Source organism: Paenibacillus hemerocallicola, assembly GCF_006265175.1.
Lineage (GTDB): Bacteria > Bacillota > Bacilli > Paenibacillales > NBRC-103111 > Paenibacillus_AB > Paenibacillus_AB hemerocallicola.
Genome location: NZ_VDCQ01000009.1, coordinates 112,540 through 126,550, shown reverse-complemented (window position 1 = coordinate 126,550; position 14,011 = coordinate 112,540). Strand labels below are relative to the sequence as shown.

Annotated in this window: 11 protein-coding genes; 10 read left to right on the top strand and 1 reads right to left on the bottom strand. The window is 56.7% G+C overall.

Annotation, left to right across the window (positions count from 1 at the left end; all coding sequences use genetic code 11):
• Window positions 1-251: 251 nt before the first annotated feature.
• The 5 genes from sufC (at window position 252) to FE784_RS08965 (ending at window position 6,723) form a co-directional block, all read left to right on the top strand.
• Window positions 252-1,037 (top strand): Fe-S cluster assembly ATPase SufC, encoded by a 786-nt coding sequence (sufC, locus tag FE784_RS08985; protein ID WP_139601824.1) that lies wholly within the window; start codon window positions 252-254, stop codon window positions 1,035-1,037.
• A gap of 51 nt (window positions 1,038-1,088) precedes the next feature.
• Window positions 1,089-2,387: a Fe-S cluster assembly protein SufD gene (gene sufD, locus FE784_RS08980; protein WP_139601823.1), complete on the top strand. Its 1,299-nt coding sequence runs from the start codon at window positions 1,089-1,091 to the stop codon at window positions 2,385-2,387.
• Complete coding sequence (locus tag FE784_RS08975) at window positions 2,384-3,613, top strand: cysteine desulfurase (protein WP_139601821.1); 1,230 nt, start codon at window positions 2,384-2,386, stop codon at window positions 3,611-3,613. The genes sufD and FE784_RS08975 overlap by 4 nt, the downstream gene beginning before the upstream one ends.
• A gap of 47 nt (window positions 3,614-3,660) precedes the next feature.
• Window positions 3,661-5,058 carry a Fe-S cluster assembly protein SufB gene (gene sufB / locus FE784_RS08970; protein WP_139601820.1) on the top strand — a complete coding sequence of 466 codons (1,398 nt, stop codon included), beginning with the start codon at window positions 3,661-3,663 and terminating at the stop codon, window positions 5,056-5,058.
• 558 nt (window positions 5,059-5,616) lie between these two features.
• Window positions 5,617-6,723 carry a C40 family peptidase gene (locus FE784_RS08965; RefSeq protein WP_176706067.1) on the top strand — a complete coding sequence of 369 codons (1,107 nt, stop codon included), beginning with the start codon at window positions 5,617-5,619 and terminating at the stop codon, window positions 6,721-6,723.
• A gap of 103 nt (window positions 6,724-6,826) precedes the next feature.
• Here FE784_RS08965 and FE784_RS08960 read toward each other — a convergent pair whose 3' ends face one another.
• Window positions 6,827-7,543, bottom strand: coding sequence for a molybdenum cofactor biosynthesis protein (locus tag FE784_RS08960; RefSeq protein ID WP_139601816.1), 717 nt, complete (start codon window positions 7,541-7,543; stop codon window positions 6,827-6,829).
• A 174-nt stretch (window positions 7,544-7,717) separates the two neighbouring features.
• On the opposite strand from FE784_RS08960, the gene FE784_RS08955 reads away from it, so the two are divergent.
• The 5 genes from FE784_RS08955 to FE784_RS08935 all read left to right on the top strand — a co-directional run bounded on the left by FE784_RS08955 (window position 7,718) and on the right by FE784_RS08935 (window position 14,001).
• A complete protein-coding gene (locus FE784_RS08955; protein WP_139601814.1) occupies window positions 7,718-9,148 on the top strand; it encodes a bifunctional metallophosphatase/5'-nucleotidase in 1,431 nt (476 codons plus the stop codon).
• Between the two features lie 33 nt (window positions 9,149-9,181).
• Window positions 9,182-9,991, top strand: a complete 810-nt coding sequence (locus FE784_RS08950; protein WP_139601812.1) for an undecaprenyl-diphosphate phosphatase — start codon at window positions 9,182-9,184, stop codon at window positions 9,989-9,991.
• 177 nt (window positions 9,992-10,168) lie between these two features.
• Complete coding sequence (locus tag FE784_RS08945) at window positions 10,169-11,275, top strand: HD-GYP domain-containing protein (protein WP_139601809.1); 1,107 nt, start codon at window positions 10,169-10,171, stop codon at window positions 11,273-11,275.
• 120 nt (window positions 11,276-11,395) lie between these two features.
• A complete protein-coding gene (gene yfkAB, locus FE784_RS08940) occupies window positions 11,396-12,523 on the top strand; it encodes a radical SAM/CxCxxxxC motif protein YfkAB (RefSeq protein ID WP_139601807.1) in 1,128 nt (375 codons plus the stop codon).
• Between the two features lie 176 nt (window positions 12,524-12,699).
• A complete protein-coding gene (locus FE784_RS08935) occupies window positions 12,700-14,001 on the top strand; it encodes a hemolysin family protein (RefSeq protein ID WP_139601913.1) in 1,302 nt (433 codons plus the stop codon).
• Window positions 14,002-14,011 lie beyond the last annotated feature (10 nt).

The following is a 14,011-nucleotide window of genomic DNA, read 5'->3' as shown; positions in this document are numbered from 1 at the left end:
TTACTAAATATAAATGTTTAACAAATATGCCGAATTGCCCTTTATTGATTTTTGTGGAACGTTTATAATAATATTAATTGTTGAGAATCAATGAGAATCAAATTACACGGATTTCAATATTTTATTGAAAATCATGTTATAATGATTCTAAATTAATCGCGAGGGCCGAACGTCCGGATATTTCTTTCGCGGACAGGGCTCTCTCATTGGAACTACATGCAGGAAAAGAAAACAGTCGGAGGGAAGCATAAATGTCAACTGCACCAAAATTCACCATTGACGGCTTGAAGGCGTCGATCGAGGACAAAGAAATTTTGAAAGGCATCCAATTGGAAATCAACGGCGGCGAAATACACGCCATCATGGGACCTAACGGTACCGGGAAAAGTACGCTCGCATCGGCCCTCATGGGTCATCCAAAATATGAAGTAACCGACGGAGCCGTAACGCTCAACGGAGAAGACGTGCTGGAGATGGGCGTGGACGAGCGCGCACGCGCGGGCTTGTTCCTCGCGATGCAATATCCTAGCGAAATTCCCGGCGTGACCAACGCCGATTTCCTGCGCAGCGCCATCAATGCGCGCCGCGGCGAAGGCAACGAAATCTCGCTTATCAAGTTTATCCGCCAAATGGAAGGCAAGATGAAAGAGCTCGACATGAATCCGGAGTTCGCCCACCGTTATTTGAACGAAGGATTTTCCGGCGGGGAGAAAAAACGGAACGAGATTTTGCAAATGATGCTGCTCGATCCGAAAATCGTCATTTTGGACGAAATCGATTCCGGTCTCGACATCGACGCGCTCAAAATCGTCGCCGCAGGCGTTAACGCGATGCGCAGCGAGGATCGGGGCTTCCTGATCATCACGCACTATCAACGCTTGCTCGACTATATCAAGCCGGATTACGTCCACGTCATGATGCAAGGACGCATCGTGAAATCGGGCGGACCGGAGCTCGCGGAGAAGCTCGAAGCGGAAGGCTACGATTGGATCAAGGAAGAGCTTGGCATCGTAGACGAAACGGTCGGACAAAACTGATTGACAAAACGAGGCTCCCTTATTGGGGACTAAACTACTGGAGGAATGAAAATGAGCTCTCAAACCGTTCTTCCAATCGACCGCAATTCCGTAGCTGACTTGTCCAAAAGCCGGAACGAGCCTTCATGGTTGACCGAACTCCGCTTGAAAGCTTTGGAATTGGCCGGTTCGTTGGAACTGCCAAAATTGGAAAAAACGAGAATCGACCGTTGGAGCCTGGATGCCTACGGATCCTATAAATCGCCTTCCCCGCTGCAAAAGCTGGAAGAGCTGCCGGAAGCGGCGAAGTCGCTCCTCGGCGAATCGACGGAGAACCTGATCGTGCAGCGCGACTCCGGTGCCGTGTGGAAGCATTTGTCCGACGAGCTTGCCGGACAGGGCGTCATCTTCACCGATCTGGAGACCGCGGCCAAGGAGCACGGCGACCTGGTGCAAAAGCATTTCATGTCCGTCGTCAAGCCGGACGAGAACCGGTTGACCGCGCTTCATGCGGCGCTGTGGAACGGCGGAGTGTTCGTGTATGTGCCGAAAAACGTCGAGGTGAAGCTGCCGCTTCAGGCGATCTTCTTCTCCGACGATTCCGACGCGACTTTCGCGCCGCACGTGCTGATCGTCGCCGAATCGCACAGCTCCGTCACCTATGTCGACAACTATTTGTCGGAGGACGGCAAGCAGTTCGTGCATAACGGCGTCGTCGAGGTCATCGCGAAGCCGGGCGCACGCGTTCAGTTCGCCACGGTGCAAAACTTGGGCGCAGGCTCTACCGGCATCACTTACCGCCGCGCAATCTTGGAGAATGACGCTCGCATAGAATGGATCGTAGGCGAATTGAACAGCGGCAACGCGATGGCCGATACGGACTCGGTATTGAAAGGAAACGGATCGAGCTCCGACGCCAAAATCATTTCCGTCGGGAAGAGCGACCAGAAGCTGAACCTGACGACCCGCGCCACCCATTTCGGCAAAAACACGCCGAGCGACATGATTACGCGCGCCGTCATGAAGGACGAAGCGACCGCGATCATCAACGGGATTACGAAGATCGAGAAAAGAGCGACGGGCGCCAACGGCCAGCAGACCGAGCGGGTGCTCATGCTGAGCCCGAAAGCGCGCGGCGACGCCAACCCGATCCTGCTGATCGACGAGGACGACGTCAAGGCGGGCCACGCCGCGAGCGTCGGCCAAGTCAACCCGGAGCACATGCATTACCTGATGTCGCGCGGCATAACCAGGGCCGATGCGCACAAGCTGGTCGTATACGGGTTCCTCGCGCCGGTCATCAACGAAGTGCCGCTCGAAAACGTAAAAAAGCAGCTTCAGTCGCTTGTTGAAAGGAAGCTTGAGCAATGAGCAATCTCGGAGCCGAAATTCGCGAACAGTTTCCGATTCTTCATCAGGAAGTAAACGGTCATCCGCTCGTCTATCTGGATAGCGGCGCGAGCTCGCAGAAGCCGAGATCCGTAATCGAAGCGATCAAGCGATATTACGAGAACGATCATGCCAATGTGCACCGCGGCGTCCATACGCTGGGCTCCCGCGCTACCGACGCTTACGAGGGCGCCCGCGACAAAGTCGCCGCCTTTATTAACGCGAAGCACCGCGAGGAGATTATTTTCACGCGCGGTACGACGACGGCGATCAACTTGGTCGCTTCCAGCTACGCGCGCTCCGTTTGCCGGGAGGGCGATGAAATCGTCATTACCCCGATGGAGCACCACAGCAATCTCATTCCGTGGCAGCAGGTCGCCAAGGCGACCGGCGCCACGCTGAAATATATCCCGCTTCAACCGGACGGTACGATCACGCTGGATGACGCGGAAAACACGATTACAGACCGTACGAAGATAGTTGCCGTAACGTACGTGTCCAATGTGCTCGGCGTAATGAATCCGATCAAGGAAATCGCGGCAATCGCGCACCGGCACGGCGCGCGATTGCTGGTGGACGGGGCGCAAAGCACCCCGCACCTGAAAGTCGACGTGCAGCGGCTCGACTGCGACTTCTACGCTTTATCGGGCCACAAAATGTGCGGCCCGACCGGAATCGGGGCACTCTATGGCAAGAAGGAGCTGCTCGAGAAGATGGACCCGATCGAGTTCGGCGGCGAGATGATCGACCGTGTCGACTTGTACGAATCCACCTTCAAGGATCCGCCGGAACGGTTCGAGGGAGGCACTCCGATCATAGCGGGGGCGGTAGGACTGGGAGCCGCCATCGATTTCTTGACGGAAATCGGCATGGACCGCATACATGCCCATGACGAGTATTTGGCCAAACTCGCCTACGAGCAGCTGTCGCAGATCGAAGGGCTGACCATCTACGGTCCGCGGGACAACCGGACCGGGATCGTAACGTTCAACCTGAAGGACATTCACGCGCACGACGTGGCTACGGTTATCGACCAGGAGGGCATCGCCATCCGGGCCGGCCATCATTGCTGCCAGCCGCTGATGAGGTGGCTGAACGTGAACGCGACCGCCCGGGCCAGCTTCTATCTGTACAACACGGAGGACGATGTGGCACGACTTGCGGCCGCGTTGAAGAATACCGAGGACTTTTTTAACAGCATCGGATAAGTTATAAACCCGAGCACGTATTCGAATGAAACGAGGAGGGAATCACAATGGCAAAGCAAATGCCGGAAATGGAAGAATATAAATACGGCTTTCGCGACGAGCACCAGAACATATTTCGTTCGGCGAAAGGGCTGACGCCCGATATCGTCACGGAAATTTCGCGGATGAAGAACGAACCGCAATGGATGCTCGACTTCCGCCTGAAATCGCTGGAGCAGTTCAACAAGATGACTCTTCCCCGCTGGGGAGGCGATCTCGACGATCTCGATTTCAACGATATTACGTACTACGTCAAGCCTTCCGAGAAGCAAGGCAAGACGTGGGAGGAAGTACCGCAGGAAATCAAGAACACGTTCGACAAGCTCGGTATTCCGGAAGCGGAGCAAAAGTTTTTGGCTGGCGTATCCGCGCAATACGAGTCCGAAGTGGTCTATCACAGCATGCAGGAAGATCTGGAGAAGCAGGGCGTCATTTTTACCGACACCGACACGGCGCTGCGCGAGCATCCGGAAATTTTCAAGGAATACTTCTCTACGATCGTTCCGATTACGGATAACAAATTCGCGGCACTCAACAGCGCCGTTTGGTCGGGCGGAAGCTTCATTTACGTGCCGAAAGGCGTGAAATGCGAAATTCCGCTGCAGGCGTACTTCCGGATCAACTCGGAGAACATGGGCCAATTCGAGCGGACGCTTATCATCGCCGACGAAGACAGCTTTGTCCACTACGTGGAAGGTTGTACGGCTCCGATCTACAGCACGAACTCGCTGCACAGCGCGGTCGTGGAAATCATCTGCAAGAAAAATGCGCGCGTCCGCTACACGACGATCCAGAACTGGGCGCCGAACATTTACAACCTCGTCACGAAACGCGCGGTAGCCGAAGAAAACGCGACGATGGAATGGGTCGACGGCAACATCGGCTCCAAGCTGACGATGAAATACCCGGCCGTCATCCTGAAAGGCCGCGGAGCGAAAGGCATGGTGCTCTCCATTGCCGTTGCAGGCAAAGGGCAGCATCAGGATGCGGGGGCCAAAATGATTCACCTCGCTCCCGATACGACGTCCACGATCGTGTCCAAGTCGATCAGCAAGCACGGCGGCAAAGTGACGTACCGCGGTCTCGCCTCGTTCGGACGCAACTCGGAAGGCTCCAAGGCCAACATCAAATGCGATACGCTCATTCTCGACAACGAATCGACGTCGGATACGATTCCGTACAACGAAATCATGAACGACAACATTACGCTCGAGCATGAAGCGACCGTCTCCAAGGTGTCCGAGGATCAGCTCTTCTACTTGATGAGCCGGGGCTTGAGCGAAGCGGAAGCGACGCAGATGATCGTCATGGGCTTCATCGAGCCGTTCACGAAAGAGCTGCCGATGGAGTACGCCGTCGAGATGAACCGTCTGATCAAGATGGAGATGGAAGGCTCGATCGGTTAATCAACAACCAAACGTGTCCACAGCGACTTTCACGCTTGCGTGCCCGAGTCGCTTGGGCACGTTTTTTTTCTACACAGCATTATTCACATAAAGAAGGACATGCCTCGCATGCTCGGTGAAGAGTTGCCGCCTTAGCCGGCACCCGCGAGAACCGCATATCCGTCCAATAGCGGAACCGGCGTATGTTATGGACCCGAAAAGCAGCGCAGTCCGTACAATAACGGAAAACCATTCCTCTATTCCACAGATCCCCCCATCATTCCACCCGAGAGATCGAAATAGCGGAAGCCTGTGTCGTTATATTCAGGAGTGCAACGAAATTCGAGACGATAACGGAACCCAGCTCCGCTATATATCAAGCAACGTGTTATCACGCCTATCGACCCGTCTCCTGCTTGCATGCGAATGATGCGGCAGTGGTTTCTGCTGTCGCAGGCGAACCATATACCACTTATTGCTTGTCCGAGACCGGCCGCGATTCGCATAAATCGTTTCGCTCTTCCCCAAGCTATCCTCAGGAGTAAATCCACACCTACGCGAGGGAGAGATAGCGACGAGATGAACATCAAATTGCGATATTGGGCCATTTCGCTCATGGCCGTAGTCATTGCCGCAACGACCGCTTGCAGCGGTATCAATGGGGGCATGACGGGGAAATCCCGGCAGTCCGCCCCGCAACCCGAGGCGACGGCGCCTTCGGCTCCGGGAACGCCGGGCACCTTGTCGGGCTCGAACGTCGGCATGCTGAACGCGGACGATGGCCGGATTCCGTTCGTCGACTTGGACGGAAAATCCTACATTTCCGCTCAGAAGCTCGCCGGGCTGCTCGAATTTCAAACGGATTGGGATCCTTCCGCCGGCAAGCTGCTGATGGGCGACAACGATGTGGAATATGAGCTGACCGGCGGCAGCAGGGAGGCCATGAAGGAAGGAAACGCGGTAACCCTTGCGGAAACGCCCCGAGTGTCGGACGGCGCGCTGTACATTCCGGTAGACCTGCTGCCGGACTTGTTCGCGGATGAAATTTTTTACGAGGTGCGGGGCGGCGAGATCGTGCTGCGCGCGAATCCGGACGGAATGGATAAAGCCGTCATGCATCAGCCCCCCGAGCCGGAGGGGAAGGTGGACGAGCTAAGCTTCGTGGACGATCCGGACGATCCGTTCAAAACGGCCGCGGAAGCTGCGGGCAGCGGGCTGCCGTATGCGGACAAAGCGGTATGGGCAGTGCCTCTCGGCTATGAAGACGCGATCCCGGCGTTGAAAAACATCGATATGAACAAGCTCATATCGACCGCCCAACGATATAAGGGAGTCAAATACAAGTTCGGCGCCGCCCCATATGCGGAGTCCGGCAGATTCGACTGCTCGACCTTTACCCAATATGTATACGGCAAGCAAGGCATATCGCTGCCCCGCCTGGCCCGCACGCAGGCCCGTCAAGGCGTCTTGGTCAGCCGCAAAATGCTGCGCAAGGGGGATTTGATGTTTTTCTACGTGCCGGGCCGGTTTAAAACGAATAAAACGGTCGGTCACGTAGGCATTTATATGGGCAACAACAAAATGATCCATTCGTCGCCGGCGCCGGATAACGGCGTGCAAATATCCGATATCAACCATTCGTATTGGAAGAAAACGTTCCTTAGTGCCAAACGGGTGGGAACGTGAGCGTTGTCGGCGGCAATTGAAAGTCGAGCAAGCGAAAAGGGGCTATCCTCCGGTCGAAAACGAACCGGGGGATAGCCCCTTGCGATACGGAGGCACAGCTTTGCTAGCTGCCAAGCGGATTCCAGGGACCGGTTTGCGCCCCTTTCCATTCCGAGCCGTCCTCCCATACTTCCTTTTTCCATATCGGGACGATTTGCTTCAGCCTTTCGATCGCATAGCGGCTTGCCTCGTAGCAGTCGGCACGGTGCGGAGTCGATACGGCGATGACGACGCTCGTCTCCCCGACGGGTACGGACCCGATCCGGTGGGAGATCGCACACCGGGTGCCCGGCCATCGCGCCGCGATTTCATCGGCGATTTGCTCCATCGTCCTGAGCGCCATCGGAACATAGGCTTCGTATTCCAGCAGGACGGTGCGCTGGCCGTATGTGGTCCGGCGCGTCGTGCCTACGAAGGCGATCGCAGCCCCGTGTTCGTCATCAGTCACTTTGGCGCACACCTCTTCGACCGATAGCGGTTCCGACGTGATGACGTGCCTGGCGACGGCGGCATCCGGCATTTCCCCTTGTCCGCCGGACACCGGAGGGATAAGGGCGATTTCGTCGGCCGGAGCAAGCGGCTCGTCATCGGCGGCATATGCCTGATTTTTGGCGATAAAGGAAGATCGGATCAGGGCGGCCGCTTCGGGATGCGAATTCGTCAACCATTCCTTCAGTGCCGCGCCGGTTATGGTTTCATTACCGGAAGGCATCGGCACGGTTGTTTCGGAAGCCCCGAGCTTGTCCGATAATCCGGCAAATAAGCGTACAGTCAGCTGCATGCTGCAGGTCACCTCCCGGGCGGTTCCATCGTCAGTAGTAGTGTACCACTTTCCTTGCATGTCCGGCAAAAAAAAGCATAGAATGAGGGAGACTCGCGCTCCTTGCAGGAACTGCCGGGGGCAAAATCGAATGATTCATTAGAACAACATGGCGGAAGGAGCGGATGACGGAGCATGGACGAACGAAAACTTGTCCTACTTCATACGAACGACATACATAGCCATTTCGAACGGATGCCCCGTATCGCGGAGGCGCTCCGGCAGCTTAGGAGCAAGCATGAGGCCAGCCATCCGATCGTCATCGATTGCGGCGACCATATGGACCGGATGCGGCCCGAGACGGAAGGAAGCGGCGGCCTCGCCAATATCGCCGTGCTTAACGAGACCGGGTATGACATGGTCGTGCCGGGCAATAACGAAGGCTTGACGCTGACGCCGGCTCAGCTCGGCCTCGCTTACGGGGAGCGGCAAGGCTACACGGTCGTTTGCGGCAACTTGCTCGATCCCGACACGGGGGAGCCGCCCGAGTGGATGGAGCCGTTCCGGATTTTTCACCGGAATGGGCTTCGCGTGGGAGTGATCGGGCTGACGGCCTTTTATCCCGATTTCTATTCGCTGTTGGGCTGGAATATAGTCGATCCGATCGAAACGGCGGGACGCTTGACGGAGCTGCTTCGCCCCCAGGTTCACGTTCTCGTCGTCGTCTCTCATCTGGGCATTAATCAGGACAAGGCGATGGCCGAGCGGATCCGCGGCATCGATATCATTATCGGCAGCCACACCCACCATCTGCTGGAGCAGCCGCTTCTGCACGAAGGGACTTATATAGCGGCGGCGGGCTGTTACGGACGATACGTCGGGGAATTGGAGTTCGGGTACGACATGGATGCGGGAGTGCTGCGCCTGCATAGCGGAGCATGCCGCGATACGGACGGATTCCCGCCTTCTCTCATACTCGAGTCGCTTATCCGGCACGAGGAGGAGACGAGCCGTAAACGTCTCGAGCAGGCCGTGGCGACGCTCGCCGGACCGATCGGAATTAACTGGGGTGCGGAATCCGGGCTCGGCAATTTGCTCGCATCCGGACTTCGCCGCTGGACCGACGCGGAGATCGGCATCGTGAACGCCGGACAAGTATTGCAAGGCCTGGAGGCCGGAGCGGTCACCAAATACAGGCTGCTGGAAATATGCCCGTCACCGATCAATCCTTGCCTCGTACGATTGCGCGGGGAGGAAATCCGGGTGGCGCTGGAAGAGGCGCTGCTGGACGAATTTATCGGCAAAACGATCAAGGGCTTCGGATTCCGCGGCAAGGAGCTCGGGACGCTCTGTGTATCGGGTGTTCGGGTAGAGTACGCGGCCGATGCGGAGCCCTACCGCAAAATCCGCTCTATCGAAGTGAATGGGGAGCCGCTTGCGCCGCATCGCGTATACAAGGTCGGGACGATCGACATGTTCACGTTCGGCATCGGCTACTTATCGCTCGGCCGCGGGGAGACGGTGGACTACTATTTGCCGGAGTTTATCCGGGACGTGCTGGAGAAGCAGCTCTGCGACGAGAACGAGATCCGGCTCAGCTCGGTCACGCGCTGGTTTACGGTTTGACATATTTGGCATTTATCGCCGGGAGGAACGATCATGTTCGATTTATGGGTTGCTTTTATTATCGGTATTGTGGAAGGCTTGACGGAATTTTTGCCTGTTTCGTCTACGGGCCATATGATTTTGGTCGGACATTTGATCGGATTTACGGGAGAAAAGGCCGAGACGTTCGAGGTCGTCATCCAGCTCGGCGCGATATTGGCCGTAGCGATCATTTACTGGAGACGCGTGCTGAGGCTGTTCGGCATGAAGGATCGGGAAGCGCGGTCCAAGCCCCGGCGCATCAATCTGCTTCATATTGCGCTGGCTATCGTTCCGGCCTTGGGGCTTGCCTTCGTATTGCGCGACTATGTGAAGCTGCTGTTCATGCCGGAGACGGTCGTTATTGGCCTCGTCGCGGGCGGCGTGTTCATGATCATCGGGGAGAAGCAGCAGCCGCGTATTACCGCAAACGATATGGATGAGTTGACGTACCGCCAGGCACTGTTCGTCGGCGTCGCCCAATGCTTGTCGCTCTGGCCCGGCTTCTCCCGTTCCGGCTCCACGATCGCGGCAGGGATGCTGGCCGGTGCGAGCCGGGCCGCAGCCGCCGACTTCACGTTTTTGATCGCCATTCCGGTCATGTGCGCCGCTACCGGATACGAGCTGCTGAAAAGCTTCGGCTCGATGACGGCCGACGATATCGGCTTTTTGGCCGTCGGGTTTATCGTCTCCTTTGTCGTCGCTCTCGTAGCCGTCGTCACCTTCATCAAGCTTGTGGGCAAGCTGAAGCTGACTTACTTTTCCTATTACCGTTTTGCATTGGCCGCGGTAGTGCTGATTTATATGTATACGGTAGGATTCTGAGCCGACACGGGCACGCTGTCTCCAATACGCTCTGAGTAGGCTTTGGTAGGTCTAAAGGACTAAATTATTCGTAGTGTAACATTGTCGAACGGTGATGTTTTTTGTTGCTCTTTTTCTATATATCCTATACAGTATTAGTAACGAATTTAGAAAATGATGGAGAAGCGTGGGACGAGAATGAGATTAGTACCGATGGATCTGTGCCGCCCGGGCATGCGGCTGGCGAAAAAGGTGTTCAACGAAGAAGGCTTCGTGCTGTTGGCCGATCATGTGGAACTGTCTCAAGGAATGATCCAGCGTCTGGGCAAATACGGCATACCCCATCTGTATATCGAAGATCCGCGAACGGACGACGTAGTGGTGCGGGATCCGATCCGCGAGGAGACGAGGCGGCTGGCGATGGGGACGATCCGCTCGCATTTCAAGCGGATCATGATGGATTCGACGCCGCGCCGCACGGTCAACCAGCCGTTTATGGGCAAGGCGTTCAAGGAAGCGCTCACGATGATTATCGAGGACTTGAGCCGGAACCCGAGCGCGATGATCATGCTGACGGATATGAGCGTAACGGACCATTATTTGTACCAGCATTCGCTCAACGTATGCATCTATGCGACGATGCTGGGCCTCTCCAACGGCTATTCGCAGAACGATTTGGCCGTTCTCGGACTGGGCGCACTGCTGCACGATATCGGCAAGACGAAAATACCGCTGGACATTTTGCAGAAGCCGGGAAAGCTGCTCGAATCGGAATTCGAGGAGATGAAGCAGCACGCGGAGTTCGGCTACAGGCTGCTCAAGGACGAGCCCAACATCCCCCTGCTGTCGGCGCATTGCGCCCTGCAGCATCATGAGCGGATGGACGGCAGCGGATATCCGAGGGGCATTCGCGGCGAGGAGATTCACGATTTCGCGAAATGGATCGGACTCGTGGACTCATACGACGCGATGACTTCGAACCGGGCTTACCGTGCGGCGATGCTGCCTCATCAGGCGATGGAAGTGCTGTATACCGGCGTCGATTCGTTGTATGAGAAAAGCAAGGTGGAGCATTTCCGCGACAAGGTGGCTATCTATCCGCTGGGTGCGACGATCACGCTCAATTCCGGTGAAACGGGTGTGGTCGTCGATGTAAACAGCCAATCTCCGCAACGGCCGGTCGTACGGATTTTGGAGGATGCGGACGGACAACCGCTTCACGATCCGTACGAGATCGACATGTCCAAGCATTTGACATTGGTCGTGATCGGCGTCGGCGACGTGAACGTGGTGCAGCCGATTTGAGACGTAAGACGCGCCCCGACCGAGACCGCGAATGACTGCGCGGCCGGCCGGGGTTTTCTTTTTGCACGTCTTTCGGGTAAAATGGGAAAGATAAGGAACAGTCAGGTGGGGAAAGACCAAATGAGACTTAATGAACCGTTCGTGGCTCTGCAGCCGCTGTCCCCGGAATACGATCCATGGGATCCGATCCGATCGCTGCGGCAGTATGGACGTCACGTTTTGACGAGCGTGGAATTTACCGTGACGAATTTATGCAATATGCGCTGCGAGCATTGCGCGGTCGGGGATGCGCTGACGATGACCGAGGGCGCTCGCGTTCCGCTTGCCGACGTGCTGAAGCGGCTGGACGAGGTCGAGACGCTGGAAACGATAAGCATTACCGGGGGCGAGCCCTCCTATCAGCTTAAAACGGTCAAGGACTACATCGTTCCTCTGCTCAAATATGCCAGGGAACGGGGAGTGCGGACGCAGATCAATTCGAACGTGACGCTCGATTTGTCCCGGTACGAGATGATGGCGCCCTATTTGGACGTCATGCACATTTCGTTCAATTACACCGGCGCCGACGATTTTCATCAGGTCGGATTCGTCCACGCCGGCCATCCGGTCGGACGGGAGACGGCCGCGGGCATGTACGAGCGGATGATCCGGAACGCCTCGGAGCTTAGCAGGGGCGGCATGTTCGTATCCGCCGAATCGATGCTCAATTTCCGGACGCATGACAAAATCGCCGATATTCATCGGCTGATCGGCGAGATGGGCTGCAAGCGCCACGAGGTGCACCCGATGTATCCGAGCGCGTTCGCCGCAGGCTTGCCGCAGCTGACGCTGGACCAAATACGCGTCTCCATCCATCGCCTGCTGGACAGCAGAGATCCCGATATGTGGATGCTGTTCGGAACGCTGCCCTTTTTCGCCTGCAGCTCCGCCCAGGCCGATCTGGAGCTTGTCCGGCGGTTGAGGCGCGAGCTTAACGTGACCGTCCGCAACGATCCGGACGGGCGCAACCGGCTGAACGTCAATTTGTTCAGCGGCGATATTTTCGTGACGGATTTCGCGGATTTATCCGCGCTAGGCAATATGGCGAACGACCCGTTCGACGCCATTTTCCAAAGATGGCTGGAGCACCCGCTCAACCTGATGGTCAATTGCCACTGCGACGCTGCGGCTTGCTGCGGTCCGAATTTGCTCGTCGCGGACGCCTACTACCGGGACGTCGATTTCAAGAGACGAAGCGCCGTCGTTTGAACCGGCGCGACTTCGCGAACGTCCGATCATTAGGAAGCGCGGCCTCCGGCTAGCATTGGACAAGCTGAATTATGCGATGAGAACCTATCCTGCATGCGCAAAAGGAGGAATTCTCCGGCAGCCCGGAGCCCGGAGAGCGGCCATTGGACTATAACTGGAACGAACTGTTGCTGTACATGCTGCTCGTGCTCGTGCTCGTATGCTTGAACGGATTTTTCGTGGCGGCCGAATTCGCGCTCGTCAAGGTGCGGCAGTCCAGACTGACGCAGCTGGCGAACGAAGGGAACGGCAAAGCGAAATATGCCTTGAAAGTAACGGGCCGGCTGGACGCCTATTTATCGGCGACTCAGCTGGGCATTACGCTCGCCTCGCTCGGACTCGGTTGGGTCGGCGAACCGGCCATTTCCCGGCTTATCGTAGAGCCGATCCTTGCCAAGCTCGGGTATGCGGATGCGGTCTGGAGCCATACCGTATCGTTTATCGTCGCCTTCTGCATCATTACGTTTCTGCATATCGTGCTGGGGGAGCTCGCTCCGAAGTCGCTCGCCATCCAGAAGTCGGAGGGCACCTCCATGTGGCTGTCCGCTCCGCTCATGCTGTTCTACAAGCTGTTCATGCCGGCCATCTGGCTGCTGAACGGGGCGGCGAATCGGCTGCTGCGTCTGGTCGGCGTCCAGCCCGCCTCCGAGCATGAGGTGCACACGGAAGAGGAAATCCGGATTCTGATGAACCAAAGCGCCAAAAGCGGCCATATCGACAAGGATGAGATGGCGCTGTTCGACAACATTTTCGAATTTTCCGAGCGGCTGGCCCGCGAGGTCATGGTGCCGCGCACGGATATGGACTGTTTATTTACGAACGCGACGTTCGCGGAAAACCTGAAAACCGTATATGCCTCAAAGCATACGCGGTATCCGGTCGCAAAGGGAGACAAGGACCGGATTGTCGGTTTTGTCCACATTACCGACCTGCTCACGTGCGATCCGGACGAAGTGCAGGAGCTGAAGAAGTTCATCCGCCCGATTCTGACCGTGCCGGAATCGATGGAAGTGAGCCACGTCCTCCGGCTGATGAAGAAGAAACGGTCGCAAATCGCCGTCGTCATCGACGAATACGGCGGAACCGCCGGGCTCGTGACGATCGGGGATATTTTGGAGGAGATCGTGGGCGAGATGATGGACGAGTTCGACGAAGGACGCGCAAGCATCGAGGTGAACGGCGGCGTGACGTCGGTAGACGGCCGGACGCTGCTCGAGGATATTAACGATATGCTCGGCATTACGATCGAGGACGACGAGGTCGATTCGATCGGCGGCTGGCTGTTCAAGCAGTTGGAAGGCATTCCGCTTACGGCAAAACGGGTGGAGCACGGCGGCTACGTGTTCGAGGTGGCGGAAGTGGAACGGCTGCGCGTCGTCAGGGTGAACATTATGATTAGCGAAGCCGCTCGGCTGGACGCCGGTCCAACCGTGGAGTAAAGGGGAGCGG